Below are 16936 nucleotides of genomic sequence, written 5' to 3'. Positions count from 1 at the left end.
AGCATCGGCTCAGGACTTCGGGGTTTCGATGGAGGACAGGAGGGCGTGTTCCATCGCATCCCACTTTCGGGCGGTGCGCATGTAGAGCCAGGCGACGACAAAGGTCATGATGAACTGCGAGAAGGCGAAGGCATAGGCCACGTTGATCTTCCCGTAGACCGGGCGCTTCATCAGCTCCGGGAAGTATCCGACCAAAATCGGCAGGGCCATGTAGTAGATCAGGAAGAAAATCGTGGCCGGAACAATGAAGCGGCGCTTGGCCGCCAGCAGTTCGGCGAAAGCGGGCCGCGCGGCCAGCGCTTCCCAATCGGGTTTACTTGGGTTTGCCATGGAGTTCTGGAGGCCTATCAGCCGCGGTGGAACCTGTCAAAAACCCATGGCGGCGATGCCACAGGGAAAATCCATTGGGCAAGGGGCCCGGCCTGTGGTTGCGTGGGGGCAGGCCATGCGCTGCTTTTATTCGGAGACCTTGGAGCTGAAGCTGCCATCGGGACACCCCTTCCCCATGGAGAAGTTCCGTATTTCCAAGGACATGCTCCTCGATGGCGGGATCCTGAAGCCCGAGGAAATCATCGAGGTCAGGGCCGCCGATAGCCATCTTCTGAAAGCCGTGCACGACGGTGCCTACGTCGAGAGCATTTATTCCGGTCTCTTGGGCCGGAAAGAGCAGATCCAACTCGGCCTGCCGGTCACGCCGGAACTCTACGCCCGCAGCGCCACCGAAGTCGAAGCCACCCGCCAGGCCTGCCACGCCGCGCTGGCGGAGGGAGTCGCGGTCTGCCTCGCCGGCGGGACTCACCACGCCTTCCGCGAACACGGCGAGGGCTACTGCGTCTTCAATGACGTGGCGATCGCGATCCGCGACCTGCAGGCGAAGCAGCCGGGCATCAAGATCATGGTGGTGGATACCGACGCCCACCAGGGCAACGGCACCGCCGCCCTGCTCGGCGACGACCCGCGGGTCTTCACCTACTCGATCCACGTCGGGAAGAACTACCCAACCCAGAAAATCGCCGGCTCGATGGACGTGGAAACCGTCCGCTACGTGGAGGGCGAGATGTACCTGAACCAGCTCTTCAGCACCCTGGCCGGGGCGCTCGACGCCTTCGCCCCGAACCTCGTGATCTGGATCGCCGGGGCGGACAATCACCGCAACGACCGCTTCGGCCAGATGCACCTGTCCGTAAAGGACCTCCAGCGCCGCGACGAGGTCCTGCTGCGCGCCTTCATCCGCAACCGCGTGCCGGTCGCCGTCCTCTACGGCGGCGGCTACAACCGCCAGCCGGACTTCACCGCGAAGATCCACCGCAACACGGTGGCCACGGCCAAGAAGCTGGCCGTGGAGTATCGCGGACTCTGACTTTTTCCGCGGCTGGCACTAGAAGCCCCCGGAGCGGGGTGGCTAAAATCCGGGGATACCCGGCTTGTCTCATCCGTCCGATATCTAGCATTAGATATAGGACGGATGAGACAAGCCGGAGGATCCCCGCGGCTCAGGGCACGCGGAAGATTTTGCCGTTCGAGGGGTCCTTGGCGAGGGCGCCGCTCTTGAAGCCTTCCACGTCGATCACGTTGTAAGGCGGGTAAGGGCTGAGCACGCGGCCGGGAGTCTCCGTCGCTTCCGCGGTGGGATGCTCCGTGCGCGGCTTCGGCTCGGGCGCTGGTGTGCTCGGGCCGGGCTCGAAGTCATCGTCGATCCGCGGCGCGGGCGGACGGTTCTCCTGCGGCGGTGGCGAATTCCGGTCGGGGACGCGCTCGTAGCGACCGGTTTCGTCGTAGGCTCCGGAATCCGGCGGCTGCTGCGATTCGCGGTCGCGGGCGTAGGGATAGGCGGGACCGCCGGGCCGGTAGGGCGCGCGGTGCGGCGGCGGGTAGGGCTCCGGATAGATGCAGGAAGCCGCCACGAGGGCGAAGGGCAGGAAAACTAGCACTTTCATTGCGGCCATTGGGACGATGCGGATGCCGGAATATTCAGACCGCCGGGCCGAGGCGCAAGAAATGCTTCGAAAAGATCGCCATCTTGCGTGCCTTCGAGAGGCTGTAGCGGCGGTCGAAGACCTTGAAGCCGTCGCGCTTCATCTTGGCCAGCAGGGTCTGATAGATCGAGCGCATGATCTCCGCCGGCACCAGGGCCTTCGCGTCCGATTTCGGCTTGGCGGCCACCGCCTCGTTGTAGAGGGACTCGGCCCGCTCGGCCTGGTAATTCATCATCGCCACGAAGCGCCCGTCATAGACGCGGCCGATCAGGTCGCGCTCGGTGTATTGGAAGCGCGCGAGATCGGCCAGCGGCAGGTAGATGCGCACGCCATTGGCCAGGTCCTCGCCCACGTCGCGCAGGATGTTCGTGAGCTGCAGGGCATGGCCGAGGGCCACCGCGTATTTCTCCGAGGCCGGATCCTCCGCGCCGAAAACCTTCAGCGAGGCCAGACCGACAGCGCAGGCCACCTTGTAAGTGTACTGCGAGAGATCCTCCCAAGTGCCGAAGCGCTGCGATCGCAGGTCCATCAGGCAACCGTCGATGATCGCCGTGAGGAGGTTCACCGGGATCGAGTGGCGTTCGATCAGCGCGACCACCTCGGCTTGCAGGGAGTCGGGCTCGGGGAAGCCGTTTTCGAGCCCCTGCTTCCATGCCAGCAAGGCGGCCTCCCGCTCCTCGAGCGGCTGCTCGGGATCGTCGGCCAAGTCATCCACCACCCGGCAGAAGGCGTAGAAGGTCACCATCCCGTCCCGCCGATCCTTGGGCAGGATTTGCAGCGCGAAGGCGAGGTTCGATTTCGCTTGGCGCGTGATCTCAGCGGAATCGTTCATGGGGAAAGGTGGCGTACGATGCACGTAAAGTGCCATGTCCGCCATTCGTGCTTTTGCGCAACCATCAGCGGATGAAGCCCCAGTGGCCGCTGGTGATCGGCCAGAGTGAGAAAAGCGCGGGTCCTGCGAGGTTGAACTCCTTGACCGAGCCCCAGTAGCGGGAATCGAGGGAGTTTTTGGTGTTGTCGCCGAGAGCGGCATACTCGCGCATGCCGGGCGCGGCCTGATCGGCCAGATGGAATTCCTGGCCCTCGCTGGAGAGCGGGCAGGGGTAGCGGCCCCGGGCATTCGGATCGGGGAGCTGGTAGCCGTTAGGATTGAATTCGTGGTAAAGCCCCTCCGCGCGGATGACGCGCTGGTTGCCGGGCTCCTGGGAGATGCGGCCGTTCACCCAAAGGTTGGGCGGGGTGATCGAGAGCGTGTCACCGGGCACGCCGGAGAGCCGCTTGATGTAGTGCGTGCCTTCCTGGTCGGCCATCGGCCCGGTCTTGCGACCGCCGGTCAGGATGCCGCGGGTATCGAAGACGAAGACTTCGCCGCGCTTGGGCTTGCGGAAGTGATAGGAAACCTTGTCGACGAGCACCAGGTCGCCGGAATCGACGCGGCCGCGCAGGATCGGATCGCCCTTCTTGAAAACCTTGGAGCGGAACATCCCGGGAGGGGTGCCCGGCTGGTTCAAACTGCCCTGCACTTCGCCTTCGGGTGCCGCGATCTTGATCTTGCTACCATCGCTGAGGGCGACCTCGGTGCGGGTGAAGAGGAACCAGGAGGCATCGCGGAAGTCGACGACCGTGCAATCGTTCTTGGCGACGATGTCCGGGTAGCTGGAACCGCGGAGGACGAAATCGAGGGCCCGCTTGCCGAACCACGGCTCCTTGTAGTCGGCGGGCTGGCGGATATTGATCCCGTTCAGCGTCGGCTGCATCGAATTGGTCGGAATCCGGAAGGGCTGCACGACGTAAGCGCGCAGGCCGAGTGCCACGACCAGGGCGACAAAGATCACCTCGACGTTCTCTTCCCAAGCGCTCTGCTGGGGGAAATGAGGCAGCGCCTTCTCGCAAGTATTGCGGAGCTGCTTGGAAGCTTCTTCGGCGCGCGGCTTGTCATCGGACTTCACCGCTTCCAGCAGATCGGCACGGCGGGACTCGATTTCCTCGATGCGGTCTTCCTTGAGGAGGTCGCGCTTGTAATCGATGAATTTCTTCGCCCCCTTGTGCAGCAGCTTCGCCTCTTTCTTCCACTTCGGCGTGAACATCAGGGGCGAAGTCTCGGTGCGAAATCCGGAGCATGCAAGCCCCGCCTAACGGGAGGCGTTCCAATGTGGACTTGACTTTCCACCGCGGCTTTGCCACTTCCCGGCCCGTGCCTGCGCTCCATCGCCATGCTGTCCGACTCGTCGCCCGCGCCCTTTGGCGTGCAGGCGCGTTCGGAGCATGATGGCACCCTGCCACCTCCGGACGCGGCCCAAGGCCCCCGGAGGAAAGAGCTGATTCCCCTTCGCTGAGCCCGCCGTTTCCGGATCCCACCATGATCCGATGAAACCACCCGATGCTCCCGACCCGCGCGGCCTGCTGCTGATGCTGCTGTCCGTGTTCCTGTTCGCTGCGAACACGCTGCTAATGCGTGCGCTCAGCCTGCACCTGCCGGCCGCCGATGGCTGGATGGGCATTCTATACCGCGGCTCGGTGGGCATGCTGATGGTCGCGGCGCTCTATGGGTTTGGCCGGGGGCTTTCGCTGAAGGCACTGGTCGGCAGTCCGCTGGTAGCCACACGGGGTGTGATCGGGGCGCTGGCGACGGCCGCCTTCTACGTGACGATCGGCACGCTCGGGGCCTCGCGGGCGGTGGTGCTGAACCTGACCTATCCGATCTTCGCCACGCTGATCGCCGCATGGTGGCTGAAGGAAAAAATCTCCCGCCCTGCCCTGCTGTGGATGCTGGCCGGCTTCGCAGGCCTGCTGGCTTTCGTGGGGGGAGATGCCACCCGTAGCTTCTCAAGCTGGGATCTGGTGGCGCTGGCCGGGGCGCTGGGCGCCGGGATCGTGGTGGTGCTGATCCGCAAGCTGCGGGCGACCGAGCATGCGGGCACGATCTATGCCTCGCAGTGTTTCTATAGCATCCTCTTCGCGCTGCCGCTGCGGGGAGACAAGGTGCTGGAACTGCCCGCGGCCGGGCACCTGTTCCTGATCCTGGCCGCCGCCATTGTGGGTGTGTCGCAACTGGTGATGACGAATGCCTACCGGACCCTGCCGGTCTCGCAGGGTTCCTCGATCCAGATGCTGCTGCCGGTGGTCACCGCGGCGGGAGCTTTCCTGTTCTTCGGCGAGCGCTTCACGGCGCTGGAGCTGGCGGGGGCCGCGCTCACGCTCTTCGCCACCTGGCGGGTGGCGGCAGGGAAGAAGAGCCCGATCCTGCCAGCAGCCGAACCCTTATCTCCCGTCCCTGCCGATATCGTCCAAATTCCCGATTTGCCAAAACCATGAAGACCGCTAGCGTCCGCCCCTTTCCCATGAGCCACGTTCTATCCACCTACGCCCGTTTCCCCGTCACGCTGGTCCGCGGCGAGGGCAGCCGCGTGTGGGACGATGCCGGGAAGTCGTATCTCGATTTCTGCACGGGGATCGCCGTGTGCTCGCTGGGCCATTGTCCGCCGCGGCTGGTGGAAGCGATCCGCGAGCAGGCTGGCACCCTGCTGCATGTCTCGAATCTCTACTTCACTCCGCAGCAGGAAGAGCTCGCGCGGGTGATCGTGGAAGACCACGTGAAAATTCCGGGCAAGGTCTTCTTCGCGAACTCCGGCGCGGAGGCGAACGATGGCCTGATCAAGACCGCGCGGCGCTTCGGCCATGCCAAGCCGCAGGCGGATGGCGCGCCGAGGTACGAGGTTCTTAGTTTCACGAAGTCCTTCCACGGCCGGACCCTCGGCGGCATCAGTGCCACCGGACAGGACAAGGTGAAAGAGGGATTTGATCCGCTGCCGCAAGGCTTCCGGCACCTGCCCCTCAATGACCTCGCGGCGCTCGAAGCGGCAATTGCGCCGGAGACCGCGGCAATCTTGCTAGAGCCGGTGCAGGGCGAGGGCGGCGTTAATGTCGCCACGCCGGAATTCCTGCGCGGCGTCGCGGCGTTGTGCAAGAAGCATGACCTGCTGCTCTTGCTCGATGAAGTGCAGACGGGCTTCGGACGCTGCGGCCAGGCGATGGCGTGGCGGGCACTCGCTGCGGAGATCGAGCCGGATGCGATTTCGTGGGCGAAGGGCATGGGCGGCGGCTTCCCGATCGGGGCCTTCTGGCTTTCCGACCGGGCGATCGATGATGCAGGCAAGGCGCTTTCCTCGCTGATGGGACCCGGATCGCACGGCACGACCTACGGCGGGAATCCGCTGGCATGCACGGCCTCGCTGGCGGTGCTGGCGGAGATCGCGGAGAAGGATCTCAACTCGAACGTGCTCCGGCAGGAGCAGCGGATCCGCGAGCAGATCGCATCGTGGGAGCTGCCGGTGATCACGGAAGTGCGCGGGATTGGATTGCTTCTCGGGGTGGGTATCGATGCCACGAAGTTCGCGGTGCCGGAAGGAAAGCTGCCTGCTGCATTTGTTTGCGGGAAGATGCTCGAAGCCGGGCTGCTCGTTCCACCTGCCGGACCTGACACCATCCGTCTCCTGCCTCCTCTGAATGTCTCGGACGCCGAGATCGACGAGGCTCTCTCTACTTTCAAAGCCGTACTGTCTTCCTTGTCATGAAGCACCTTCTCTCGATCGAAGAACTCACCGCGGGTGAGATTGTTTCGCTGCTCGATAGCGCCGTTGAACTGAAGAAGGAGCGCGGCTATCACAGTGGACAGCCATTGGCCGGGCAGACCTGGGCGATGATCTTTACGAAGTCGTCGACGCGGACGCGCGTGTCCTTTGAAGTGGGCATCCGCGAGCTGGGAGGCTTTCCGATGTTCCTTTCGAAGAACGACATCCAGCTTGGCCGCGGGGAGCCGATCAAGGACACCGCGCGGGTGCTGGGCAGGATGGTGCATGGCTGCATCATCCGGACCTTCGCGCAGCAGGATGTGGTGGAATTCTCGGAATACTCCGGGATCCCGACGATCAATGCGCTGACGGACGACGAGCACCCCTGCCAGATCCTGGCGGACCTGCTCACCGTAAAGGAAACGCTCGGCGGCTGGGACGGGAAGAAGATCGCCTTCATCGGCGACGGCTTCTCGAACATGACGATCTCGTGGATGTGGGCGGCGAAGCGCCTGGGCTTCGAACTGGCGGTTGCGGCTCCTGCCGCGTATCAGCCGACCGCGGAGTTCCTGGCCAAGCTGGATGCGCAGAATGTCACGCTTACTACGGATCCCGTAGTTGCGGCGAAGGGTGCGCACGTGATCAACACCGACGTGTGGCTTTCGATGGGGCAGGAAGATCAGAAGGACAAGGAGGAGGCTTTCGGACCTTTCCAGTTGAATGCTTCGCTTCTTGAGCACGCCGCGCCCGGGCATATCGTGCTGCACTGCCTCCCGGCGTATCGCGGCAAGGAGATCACGGAGGAAATCCTGGAGAAGCACGCCGGCGTGATTTTCCAGGAGGCGGAGAACCGCCTGCACGCGCAGAAGGCGATTCTGGTGGCGCTGGCGGTTGGGTGAGGGTGTCGGGAGTGGTGCCCCATCAGTGACGTTTCGGGCGCGGTGGTATGGATTAGGCAGCCGCGGCGCAGCCGCCGTGGACTGCGCGCAGCCTGCTGCCGCTGTCCCGATGCAGCCTGCTGCGAGGGGCGCTGCAAAGGCGAGCCGCGTGAAATTCCCGAACCGGACACGGAGGGTGTATCGGTAATGTCAGGTGCTTCACGGCAGCAGGCTGCCTGCCTACAGCGGCAGCAGGCTGCACGCAGTCCACGGTCGCTGCGCGACTGAATACGGTACGGCTGAGGGTGGCACCGGTTTGGGTTTCGGCACTTCCTTTTCGTTTCCCGTTCTTGCACCCGGCGCAAAAGCCGGGAGACTTGGCCCAATCGAATGAGAATGCTCCTCCTCTTCCTGCCCGTGGGCGCGGTGCTCGCCGCCGATCCACCGGCCCTCACTTTCCAGACCCATTGCTCGGCCTGCCATGCCGTGGACCACGTGCTGGTGGGTCCCTCGCTGGTGGAAGTCGCGGGGATCTACGGCAACAATCCGGACGACTTCGTGAAGTGGTGCGTGAAGCCGGAGCACAAGCGCGATGGCTTCATCGAGATGCCCTCGATGGCACATCTCGGCGAGCCGGTGCTGCGCGAGCTGCATGGCTACGTGATGGCCACCGCGACGGGCAAGACGGAGAAGAAGAAGTCCGAGAGCGATCCCTACGCGGTGCCGCCGACGATGGTCCGCCGCCCGCAGGTGATGCGGATCTTCCTGCCGGATGCCTCGCCCGCGGCAATCGCGGTGGCGCTGCCGGGTGATCTCTCGTATTGCTTCGATGCCACGGAGTGCCGGCTGCGATATGTGTGGAAGGGCGGCTTCATCGACGGCTGGCCCTACTTCAAGGCGAACGGGAGCTCCCTGGCGAAGATCGATGGCGCAGTGGTATACCGGGAGAAGTCGGAGCCCCTCGCCTTCGATACCACCAAGACCTTCCCTAGGAAGTTTCTCGGCTACCGCGTGGGCAGGGATGGCATTCCCAGCTTCCGCTACCAGGTCGAGTCGGGGGCAACCGTGGAGGAGACCGTCAAGGCGCTGCCGGATGGCCACGGGATCGAGCGTCAATTCACGAGCAAAAACGGAATCTTCTTTGTGAACCAAGCGGAAGGTGCCGAGCTGACATCCAGCACCGGCAGCCTGACCCTGACTCCGGAGCAATCCAAATCCTTCACCCTCACCTACCGCTGGAAATGATACGGTATCTCTCGTACTTCGCCGCGTTGACGGTTTCGGCGGCCGCTGTCACCTTCAAGGTGGAACGGATGCCGAACCCATCCGGCGTGGATCCGCAGATCGGCGGTGTGGCTGCTCTGCCGGACGGCAGGATTGCGACGGTGTTTCATCGCGGCGAGCTGATGATCTTCGATCCGGCGAAGAAGAGCTGGTCGAAGTTCGCGGAGGGCCTTCAGGAGCCGCTGGGAATTTTTGCGGAGTCGTCCTCCAGCTTCGTGGTGATGCAGCGCTCCGAGCTGACGCGGATCAAGGACAGCGACGGTGATGGCAAGGCCGATGAATACGAAACCGTCTTCGATGGCTTCGGCATGACCGGGAACTACCACGAATTCGCCTTCGGTCCGGCCAAGGGGCCGGATGGGTTCTACTACATCGCGCTCAACCTCGGCTCGAACGGTGCCGGCATCCGGGAGGAGATCCGCGGCAAGTGGTCGGACATCGGCGTGCTCGACTTCAAGCAGATGATCCACGACCAAAACTGGAGCAAGCGCAGCAAGGATGCGGGCCGCATGTATTCGCGCGTGCCGTATCGCGGCTGGGTGATGAGAGTCTCGCCGGACGGCAAATCCACGGAGCCCTTCGCGTGCGGCTTCCGCTCGCCGGAAGGCATCGGATTCGATGCCCAGGGGAATCTGCTGGTCACGGACAACGAGGGCGACTGGCGCGGGACCTCGCCGCTGCATGTGGTGAAGCGCGGCAGCTTCAACGGTCACCCGGCCTCGCTGGTGTGGCGCGAAGGTTGGGACAAGGGCGATCCGCGGATGCTGCCGGTGCCGGAGCTGGATGCGATGCGCAACAAGGAGACCGGGCGTTTCCCGCAGGGAGATCTGGCGAATTCGCCGACGCAGCCGGTGATCTTTCCCGAGGCCTGGGGGCCCTACGCCGGCCAGGTGCTGCTCGGCGAGATGAACCAGAACCGGATGGTGCGCTACCTGCCGGATGATGTCGGCGGCTTCCGCCAGTGTGCGCTGCTGCCGATGTTCGATGGGACGGATCTGGGCAATGGCAACCACCGGTTGTCCTTCGGATCGGACGGTGCGCTGTGGGTTGGCAAGACGCATCTTTCATGGGCGGGTGCGGAGGGGCTGGTGAAGATTACTCCTTCGGGCTTGGACAAGGCTTTCATCGTGACCGCGGTGAAGTTGGAGAAAGAGGGTGGGAAGCAGGTTTTCCGGATCAGCTTCAGCCAACCGGTGGCGGCGGGCTTGGAAGGGATTGCGGGAAATCGCTTCAGCTATCTCTATCGCCAGGACTACGGCTCGCCGAAGATCGACGAGGCGGTGCTGGCGCTGGATTCGCCGGTGATGGCGGAGGACAAGAAGAGCGTGTCGATCGGCGTGGAGGCGAAGGAGGGCGCGATTCACCGGCTCGACCTGAGTGCGCTGCGCGCGGCGGATGGCGCGGCGCTGGAGGGGCAGGTGCTGTATTATCAGGCGACGAAACTTCCGTGAGATGAGGCCGGGGCGAGGGGACACAATAGGCGAATCGCAAACCTGCTAGAACCCCGTCCGGAGTTCGTTTTCCTCACGCCGAGGACCGGTGGTTTTCGCGCTTGAGGCGGTCGACCACCGGCTACTCGCGATTCTCCCTCCAGGAGATAGAGTGCAGACTTCCCCATCTGGCATGACCCGTGCAAAGTCGCCGCATGGCAGAAATCGTGGGAATCGTGCTCGGCTCCGGGTTGGGTCCGCTGGCGGACCGCGTGCTGGTGGAGAGGACCGCGGGCTTCGCGGATGAGGGCCTGCCGGTTTCCAAGGTGAAGGGTCATGCCGGGCGCTTCCTCTTCGGCAAGCTCGGTGGCAAGTCCGTGATCGTGATGCAGGGCCGCGTGCATCTTTACGAAGGGCATGACGCCAGCACGCTGACTGCGGGGGTGCGCTGGATGCATGCGCAAGGCGTGCGTCATCTCGTGCTTACGAATGCCGCCGGCACGCTGCATGCGGAGATGCCGCCCGGCACTTGGATGATGCTTTCCGACCATCTCAATCTCACGGGAACCTCGCCGCTGGAAGGCGGGCCGAACTTCGTGGACATGACGGAGGTTTACGATGGCGCGGCCCGCGCGAACTTCCGCTCCTACGCGGGAGAGATCGGCATGCCGCTCCACGAGGGCGTCTATGCCGGACTACGAGGACCGCAGTACGAAACGCCCGCGGAGATCCGGATGCTGCGGACCATGGGTGCGGATGCGGTCGGGATGAGCACGGTGCTGGAGGCGCTGCAAGCCCGCGCGCTGGGGATGAAGGTGAGCGCCTTCTCCTGCCTGACCAATTGGGCGGCGGGTCTCAGCCCCGCGACTCTGAATCATGCCGAGGTGATCGAAACGGGTGCCGCGGCGGCTGCGGCGATGATGGATCTGCTGGAGTATTGGTGCGGGAGCGAGGAGTAGCACGGACCCTTCAATTCCTGCTTCGCAAGGCCACCTTCTCACGCCCGGCTACCATCCGCCTCGCTTCTTCTCCCACGGCTTGGAGCGCGGAGGACCAATCGTAGGGATACTTCGCCCTCACGCCACATAGCACGGCCTCGGTCTCCCATGTTTCCAAGCCGGGGACGCCTCTGAGCTTCCATTCCTCGAGCACCTTCCAGGCATCCACTTGCTGGTGAAGCTGCCGCGCCATCGAGGCCCAATCGCCGGGATGCTCGCGCTTGAGGGCGTAGACCAGTTGGTCGCGGTCGTCCCTGAGCATATCGGTATCCGTGACCGCGAAGGCCTGGACGGTAAGGTAGCCTTCCTTCTGCGCGCCGATATCATCGAGAGCTGCCCAACTGCGGGTATCGCGGCGCGCGCGGCGGACGATCTCCGCGGAAATTTCCGGCGGGATGCCGCCGAGGCCCTTCGCTTGATAGGTGGAGATCTTGCGCTTTTGCTTCGCGGTGTAGTCGTCGTCTTCCTCGGGCCCGGAGACGGCCAGGGAATCGGAGACGGGAGCAGCGGATGCTGGATCTTCCAATGGTGGAGATCCCGAGACGACACGCGCTGCCTCCAGCTCCGCGCTGAGCAGCTCCCTGGCCCTCTCAAGGCTGGCCATCCGGGCGGCAAGCGCCTGCCGGTCCTCGCGGTGCTGCCTCTGCAGTTCCGCGGTCATTTTCCTGGTGTGGTTCTCCGCTTGCAGGCTTTCCAACTCCGGGTCGCGGCAGGACGCCAGCAGGGCCAGGATGAAGATCCCGGGCGCGAGGAAGCGGGGAGAGGTTTTCATGGCGAGCAGATATCCGACGGATCCGCGGTGGAATTATTCACCGGGATTCCAACGCGATCGCGACGGTATCGGTTCGCCATGCGGCGGCGGCTCTGCTCGAATGAGACCGTGCCTGCTCAACCCGACACCGGCATCTTCGCTCTCGAGCGGCCCCAGCCTTCACTGTGGAAGCTCTATGTGATCCGCTGTATCCTCAGCGGACCGGCGATTTTCATTACCCTGCCCTATCATTACTTCCGCTACCTGACGCTGCGCTACCGCTTCGACGAGGAGGGCATCCACATGAAGGTCGGTATCCTGTTCCGGCGGGAGGTGAACCTGACCTACGCCCGCATCCAGGATATCCACCTCAGCTCCGGCTTCATCCAGCGCTGGCTGGGTCTGGCGGATGTGCAGGTGCAAACGGCCTCCGGCAATTCGGGAGCCGAGCTGGTGATCGAAGGCTTCAGGGAATTCGAGGCGATCCGCGACTTCCTCTACTCGCGGATGCGCGGCGCACGCGGGGATTCGCGACCGGCTGCTGCCGCCCAGCCAGGCCATGCCCCGCAAGCGGCGGGCGAAGGTTCGGTCGAGCTGCTGCTGCAAATCCGCGACGAACTGCGCCGGACCCGCGAGGCGCTGGAAACCCGCAGCCAGCACCCCGATGTATAGCGTCTTCCGACAGCTCGCCGAGAAGTGGTTGCGGATCCCGCCGGAGCCCGAGCCGCCGCCGGGCGATGAGGCGAGCGCCCGGGTCTTCCGCGCCGCGCCGAAGTTCCTGCAGTACCTCAAGGTGATGTGGGGCATCACCACCGGCTTCTCCTTCCTCCTCGCGCTGGTCCCGATCGGCATCATCATCGCGATCTTCGCAGACGACGGGAGTTACAAGGGCGAGGTGGTCGCCGCATTGGTCGGGGTGGAAGTGCTGCTGCTCGCGGTGCTGAGCGGCCACGCGCTCTTTCGCCTGGCGCTGGTCCACCTCGACTACGAAAAGCGCTGGTATCTGGTGACCGACCGCAGCCTGCGGATCCGCGAGGGGGTTGCGACCGTTCGCGAGATCACCTTCACCTTCGCCAATATCCAGAACCTCTCCGTGACCCAGGGGCCGATCCAGCGCCTGTTAGGAATCGCGGACCTGAAGGTCGAAACGGCAGGCGGCGGCAGCGGGGCTTCGGCCCAGCAACACCAGACCGTGGGCTTGAACCTCCACACCGCCTACTTCCGCGGGATCGACAATGCGGAGGAGCTGAAGGGCCTGATCGCGGCGCGGATGCGCGGGCACAAGGATGCCGGGCTGGGCGATCGTGACGATCATCATGCTCCGGTCCAAGAGCTACCGGCCGCGAGCCTCTCCTTCAATGCGGCGCTGGAAGAGGTGCTTGCCGAGGCAAGGGCCCTGCGTCAGGCGGCAGCAAAACCCTAGTCACGCACCGGCGCTGCGGCGGCGATTCCGCCAGATCAGCAGGGCACCGGCGAGCGCGGCGACTTGGAAGGGCGTCTTTGCTTCCGGGACGCTGTCGAAGGCGGTTCCGTCAACCTGCAGGTTTTGTGCGCTCGCGCCGTGGGTCGAAATGCGGAGTGCCGCATCGCCTGCGGAGGCCGCCGGTGCGAGCAAGCCGAGTGCGAGCACCGCGACAGAAAGGTAAGGAAGAAGCATGAGACAGCAGGGAACCGACTGCGCCAGTTCATACGGCGAAGTTGATAAATGCCAAGTCCTGAGTTCCCTCCCTACGCGATCGCGTCAGATCCTCAAGATCCGGCGAGGCGCTCCCGGATCCTCTCTGCAAGGGCTGCCAGATGCGGCATCGGGGCTCCGGCGGCCTGCGCGCGGCGCAGCGGGTCGGCCCAGATCGACTCATACTCGACCTCGCGGCCTTCAACGTAGTCGATCATGCTGGAAGGCCGGTAGGGGCCCATCGGGCGGGTGCGCTCGACATTGAATTCGATCAGGGAGTCCTCCAGCCCGAGGCCTTGGGCGCGGGCGGCGGCGATGACTTCCGCCATGAGTGCGCGGATCTCCGCTTCGATGGCGGGGTTCTTGAGAAGGTCCTCGGTGGTGACGCCGCCCTCGGCGATGGCGAGGCCGTTGAAGGGAATGTTCCAGACGAGCTTCTTCCACTGCGCCGCGGCGAGGCTATCGGCGGCATCGGCAGGAACCCCGGCGGCGGCGAAGCGGCGGGCGATCTCCGCGGCGCGCTGACGCTTGTCGTTGGCGAACTCTCCAATGCTGAGGCGGCCACCGGCGGTATGGCTGACGAAGCCGTGGCCGAGGCGGTTCAGGCAGACGAAGCAGAGCGCGCCGAGGACGCGCTCCGGTCCGGTGATCTCCGCGATGCGCTCGCAATTGCCGAGGCCGTTCTGAAGCGTGAGCACCTGGGTGCCGGGATGGAGTAGAGGCGGCAGGACCTCGGCGAGCAGGTGGTTCGAGGTGGCTTTCCAAGCGATGATCACGAGGTCCACCGGGCCGATCTCCTGTGGAGTGCGGAAGGCCTGGACCTCTTGGAGATGGAGATCTCCGGCGACGCTTTCGAGGCGGATGCCATCGGCCTTGATCGCATCGTAGTCGGAGCGGAGCAGGAAGCGGACGTCCCCGCCGGCGGCGGCGAGGCGCGCGCCGTAGTAGAGTCCTACCGCGCCCGCACCGACGACGGCGATTGATCCGAAGGTCCAGCTCACGCGCGAGGTTTAGGCGAGTGATGGCGCGCGGGAAAGTGAAACGCACCGGGAATGCGTTCAGCGCTTCAGCCAGGCATCCAGCAGGGTAGGCCAGACGGCGAGTTCGCCCTTGCCATTCATGCCGTAACCGTGGCCGCCCTTCTCGAACATGTGCAGGCTGGCGGGAACCTTGTGCTCCTTGCAGGCGGCGGCGAAGCTCAGGCTGTTGCGGCAGTCGACCCCGTCATCCGCGGTGGTGAGCAGGAAGACCGGCGGGCAGGCCGCCGTCACCTGCTTCTCGGTGGAGCATTTCTCCAGCAGCTCGGGGGATGGCGTCTTGCCGAGCAGATTGGTGCGGGAGCCACCGTGGGCGACCTCGCCCATGGAGATGACCGGGTAGATCAGGATCGAGAAGTCAGGGCGGCAGTCGAGCTTGTCGATGTCGTCCTTGCCCTCCTCCGGGAAGGTATCGGCGAAGCGGGTGGTGCAGAGGCTGGCGAGGTGGCCGCCTGCGGAAGAACCCATCACGCCGACTTTCTTGGGATCCACGCCCCACTCCGCGGCGTGTGCGCGGACGGTACGGATCGCGCGGCGGGCATCGAGGAAAGGCACCGGGAACTGGTAGCCGAGGGCGGGATTGCCGCTGACGCGGTACTTCACGACCACGCCGGTGATGCCGCGCTCGTTCAGCCACTTCGCGTAGTCGTGGCCTTCATGGTTCATGGCCAGCATGCCGTAGCCGCCGCCGGGAAAGATGACCACGGCTTGGCCGGTGTTCTTGTCCTTCGGGGCCGGGTAGGCGAAATACTGGGGAACCTCGATATCGCCGTAGCGCCAGCCGTCCGCGATCTTTTCAGTTCCGGCTGGCGGGGGCTTGGCACCAGGGGCTTCGTTGGGCCAGAGGGGGAGCCAATCGGCGGCGGCGGTCATGGCGAGGGCGAGAAGGATGAAGGCGGGTTTCATGAGCGGGGGAATACTGGCTAAGGGCCAAGAGAATTACCAATTACCAAGCACTAATTTCTAAATCGGGATGCGCTTCGCGGGGACGCTATTTTGTTAGAACGAGACGACCGGCGCGGCGGCGGAGGATGTGGTCGGCGGGGAGATTGACGGCAGGCGCGGCGGCGGGGTCGAGGAGGGTCAGGCAGCGTTGCAGGGCATCGCGGGAGAGGCCGGGAACGCCGGAACTACGGAGAAAATCGTAGATGCAGGCGGACTGCATGGCGGGAGGCAAGGTCTTGAGCGTGGGGAGGTGGAGCCGGCCCTGGGGATCAACGGCGGCGGCCTGCTTGACGGCCCAGGCCTCGATTGCGCGGCGCTCGGAGCTGGCATCGGCGGCGCGGATCAGGGACTCGGCGGGGTCGCGCTTGGCGATCTCGGCCAGCAGCGGGAGGACCTCGTGGCGCAGGCGGTTGCGGACTGCGAAGGGTTCGGCATTGCTGGCGTCCTCGCGCCACGGCAGGCCCTTCGCTTCCAGCCAGGCGCGCAGCTCGGGACGGCGGCGGGCGAGCAGCGGGCGGATGCACTCCATCGGTCTGCCTCCCATCGGCAGCGTCTGGACTTCCTGCATGCCGGAGACACCGCGGCTGCCGCGCAGGAGATTCCAGAGGATGGTCTCCGCCTGGTCGTCGGAGTGGTGGGCGAGCAAGAGGCGCGGGCAGCGATGCTTCCGCGAGCAGATGGCGAAGAACGCGTGGCGGGCTTCACGGGCGGAGGTCTCGATCGAATGGCCCGTGTCCTTCGCCAGGGATTTCACCGCCGTCTTCCCGGACTCGCAGGGATAGCCCAGATCGCCGGCGAGCTTTTGCACGAAGCGGGCATCACCCGTCGAAGCGCGGCCGCGCAGGCCGTGATCGAGATGACAAACCACGATTTCCCGGAAGCCGTGACGATGGAGCAAGTGGAGCAGCGCCACCGAATCCGCACCGCCAGAGATGCCTGCCAGGTAGCGGCGGCGCTTTGGAGCTTCCAAGAACCACGGGACGGGAAGTGGCATCCGCGGAACTTAGGGAAAACCATCGGAAGACCAAATGGAAATGCGGCTCTGAAATTTCGATTGGTACAGCTTAATGGTCAATTTTAGCGAACCGAAGGAGATCCTCGGATGGGTCCTGCTGGGACTCATCTCGGGCCTGATCGCCCGGCGGGTCATGCCCGGCGAGGAAAAGGGCGGCTGCTTCGTCACGATCGGCCTCGGGGTCATCGGGGCCTTCGTGGGAGGCTGGATCGGCCGCCACGTCGGCTTCCTGCACCCGCCCGACCCCGGGAGCGGTTTCCCGCCGCTGCACTCGCTCCTGACCGCCACGGTCGGAGCGATGGTGATTCTGGCACTGTGGAATTGGATCAGGCGATAGCGTAGCCCCGACGGATCGCAGCTTCCAAGGTGCTGCGAT

Annotated in this window: 19 protein-coding genes; 10 read left to right on the top strand and 9 right to left on the bottom strand. The window is 64.6% G+C overall.

Translation table 11 applies throughout. The features are described from left to right. Positions 1–9: 9 nt before the first annotated feature. Positions 10–330 carry a DUF485 domain-containing protein gene (locus ABWK72_RS17335; protein WP_367870828.1) on the bottom strand — a complete coding sequence of 107 codons (321 nt, stop codon included), beginning with the start codon at positions 328–330 and terminating at the stop codon, positions 10–12. Positions 331–445: 115 nt separating this feature from the next. On the opposite strand from ABWK72_RS17335, the gene ABWK72_RS17330 reads away from it, so the two are divergent. Continuing rightward, positions 446–1360 (top strand): histone deacetylase, encoded by a 915-nt coding sequence (locus ABWK72_RS17330; RefSeq protein WP_367870827.1) that lies wholly within the window; start codon positions 446–448, stop codon positions 1358–1360. A gap of 133 nt (positions 1361–1493) precedes the next feature. Here the strand turns inward: ABWK72_RS17330 and ABWK72_RS17325 are convergent, their stop codons facing one another. The 3 genes from ABWK72_RS17325 to lepB all read right to left on the bottom strand — a co-directional run bounded on the left by ABWK72_RS17325 (position 1494) and on the right by lepB (position 4063). Continuing rightward, positions 1494–1937 carry a hypothetical protein gene (locus ABWK72_RS17325; protein WP_367870826.1) on the bottom strand — a complete coding sequence of 148 codons (444 nt, stop codon included), beginning with the start codon at positions 1935–1937 and terminating at the stop codon, positions 1494–1496. A 34-nt stretch (positions 1938–1971) separates the two neighbouring features. Next, positions 1972–2808, bottom strand: coding sequence for a phytoene/squalene synthase family protein (locus ABWK72_RS17320; RefSeq protein WP_367870825.1), 837 nt, complete (start codon positions 2806–2808; stop codon positions 1972–1974). A 64-nt stretch (positions 2809–2872) separates the two neighbouring features. Beyond that, the gene (gene lepB, locus ABWK72_RS17315) at positions 2873–4063 is read right to left on the bottom strand and encodes a signal peptidase I (protein WP_367870824.1); all 1191 of its coding nucleotides are present in this window, start codon (positions 4061–4063) and stop codon (positions 2873–2875) included. A 280-nt stretch (positions 4064–4343) separates the two neighbouring features. Between lepB and ABWK72_RS17310 the strand changes: the two genes are divergently transcribed. From ABWK72_RS17310 to ABWK72_RS17285, 6 genes are all read left to right on the top strand, one after another. Further along, complete coding sequence (locus tag ABWK72_RS17310) at positions 4344–5291, top strand: DMT family transporter (protein WP_367870823.1); 948 nt, start codon at positions 4344–4346, stop codon at positions 5289–5291. Further along, complete coding sequence (locus ABWK72_RS17305) at positions 5288–6550, top strand: aspartate aminotransferase family protein (RefSeq protein WP_367870822.1); 1263 nt, start codon at positions 5288–5290, stop codon at positions 6548–6550. Before ABWK72_RS17310 ends, ABWK72_RS17305 begins: the two co-directional genes overlap by 4 nt. After that, on the top strand, positions 6547–7446 hold the full coding sequence (argF, locus tag ABWK72_RS17300; RefSeq protein WP_367870821.1) for an ornithine carbamoyltransferase: 900 nt from the start codon (positions 6547–6549) through the stop codon (positions 7444–7446). Before ABWK72_RS17305 ends, argF begins: the two co-directional genes overlap by 4 nt. 369 nt (positions 7447–7815) lie before the next feature. Continuing rightward, on the top strand, positions 7816–8670 hold the full coding sequence (locus tag ABWK72_RS17295; protein ID WP_367870820.1) for a hypothetical protein: 855 nt from the start codon (positions 7816–7818) through the stop codon (positions 8668–8670). Further along, complete coding sequence (locus ABWK72_RS17290) at positions 8667–10160, top strand: hypothetical protein (protein WP_367870819.1); 1494 nt, start codon at positions 8667–8669, stop codon at positions 10158–10160. Before ABWK72_RS17295 ends, ABWK72_RS17290 begins: the two co-directional genes overlap by 4 nt. Before the next feature lie 194 nt (positions 10161–10354). Then, positions 10355–11098 carry a purine-nucleoside phosphorylase gene (locus ABWK72_RS17285; protein ID WP_367870818.1) on the top strand — a complete coding sequence of 248 codons (744 nt, stop codon included), beginning with the start codon at positions 10355–10357 and terminating at the stop codon, positions 11096–11098. 10 nt (positions 11099–11108) lie between these two features. Here ABWK72_RS17285 and ABWK72_RS17280 read toward each other — a convergent pair whose 3' ends face one another. Beyond that, on the bottom strand, positions 11109–11909 hold the full coding sequence (locus ABWK72_RS17280) for a hypothetical protein (protein WP_367870817.1): 801 nt from the start codon (positions 11907–11909) through the stop codon (positions 11109–11111). Positions 11910–12017: 108 nt separating this feature from the next. Here ABWK72_RS17280 and ABWK72_RS17275 point away from each other — a divergent pair, with 108 nt between their 5' ends. Both ABWK72_RS17275 and ABWK72_RS17270 read left to right on the top strand, forming a co-directional pair. After that, complete coding sequence (locus ABWK72_RS17275; protein WP_367870816.1) at positions 12018–12560, top strand: PH domain-containing protein; 543 nt, start codon at positions 12018–12020, stop codon at positions 12558–12560. Further along, complete coding sequence (locus tag ABWK72_RS17270; RefSeq protein WP_367870815.1) at positions 12553–13311, top strand: PH domain-containing protein; 759 nt, start codon at positions 12553–12555, stop codon at positions 13309–13311. Before ABWK72_RS17275 ends, ABWK72_RS17270 begins: the two co-directional genes overlap by 8 nt. Here the strand turns inward: ABWK72_RS17270 and ABWK72_RS17265 are convergent, their stop codons facing one another. The 4 genes from ABWK72_RS17265 to tilS form a co-directional block, all read right to left on the bottom strand. Further along, positions 13312–13545 (bottom strand): hypothetical protein, encoded by a 234-nt coding sequence (locus ABWK72_RS17265; RefSeq protein WP_367870814.1) that lies wholly within the window; start codon positions 13543–13545, stop codon positions 13312–13314. It abuts the gene before it with no gap. 92 nt (positions 13546–13637) lie between these two features. Next, complete coding sequence (locus ABWK72_RS17260; RefSeq protein ID WP_367870813.1) at positions 13638–14564, bottom strand: 2-dehydropantoate 2-reductase; 927 nt, start codon at positions 14562–14564, stop codon at positions 13638–13640. A 57-nt stretch (positions 14565–14621) separates the two neighbouring features. Next, the gene (locus tag ABWK72_RS17255) at positions 14622–15506 is read right to left on the bottom strand and encodes an alpha/beta hydrolase (protein ID WP_367870812.1); all 885 of its coding nucleotides are present in this window, start codon (positions 15504–15506) and stop codon (positions 14622–14624) included. Positions 15507–15591: 85 nt separating this feature from the next. Beyond that, positions 15592–16539 carry a tRNA lysidine(34) synthetase TilS gene (gene tilS, locus ABWK72_RS17250; protein ID WP_367870811.1) on the bottom strand — a complete coding sequence of 316 codons (948 nt, stop codon included), beginning with the start codon at positions 16537–16539 and terminating at the stop codon, positions 15592–15594. A 73-nt stretch (positions 16540–16612) separates the two neighbouring features. On the opposite strand from tilS, the gene ABWK72_RS17245 reads away from it, so the two are divergent. Further along, positions 16613–16897, top strand: a complete 285-nt coding sequence (locus ABWK72_RS17245) for a GlsB/YeaQ/YmgE family stress response membrane protein (RefSeq protein ID WP_367870810.1) — start codon at positions 16613–16615, stop codon at positions 16895–16897. Positions 16898–16936 lie beyond the last annotated feature (39 nt).

The organism is Luteolibacter sp. Populi (assembly GCF_040801775.1).
Lineage (GTDB): Bacteria > Verrucomicrobiota > Verrucomicrobiia > Verrucomicrobiales > Akkermansiaceae > Haloferula.
This window is presented reverse-complemented; position numbering and strand designations above follow the sequence as displayed.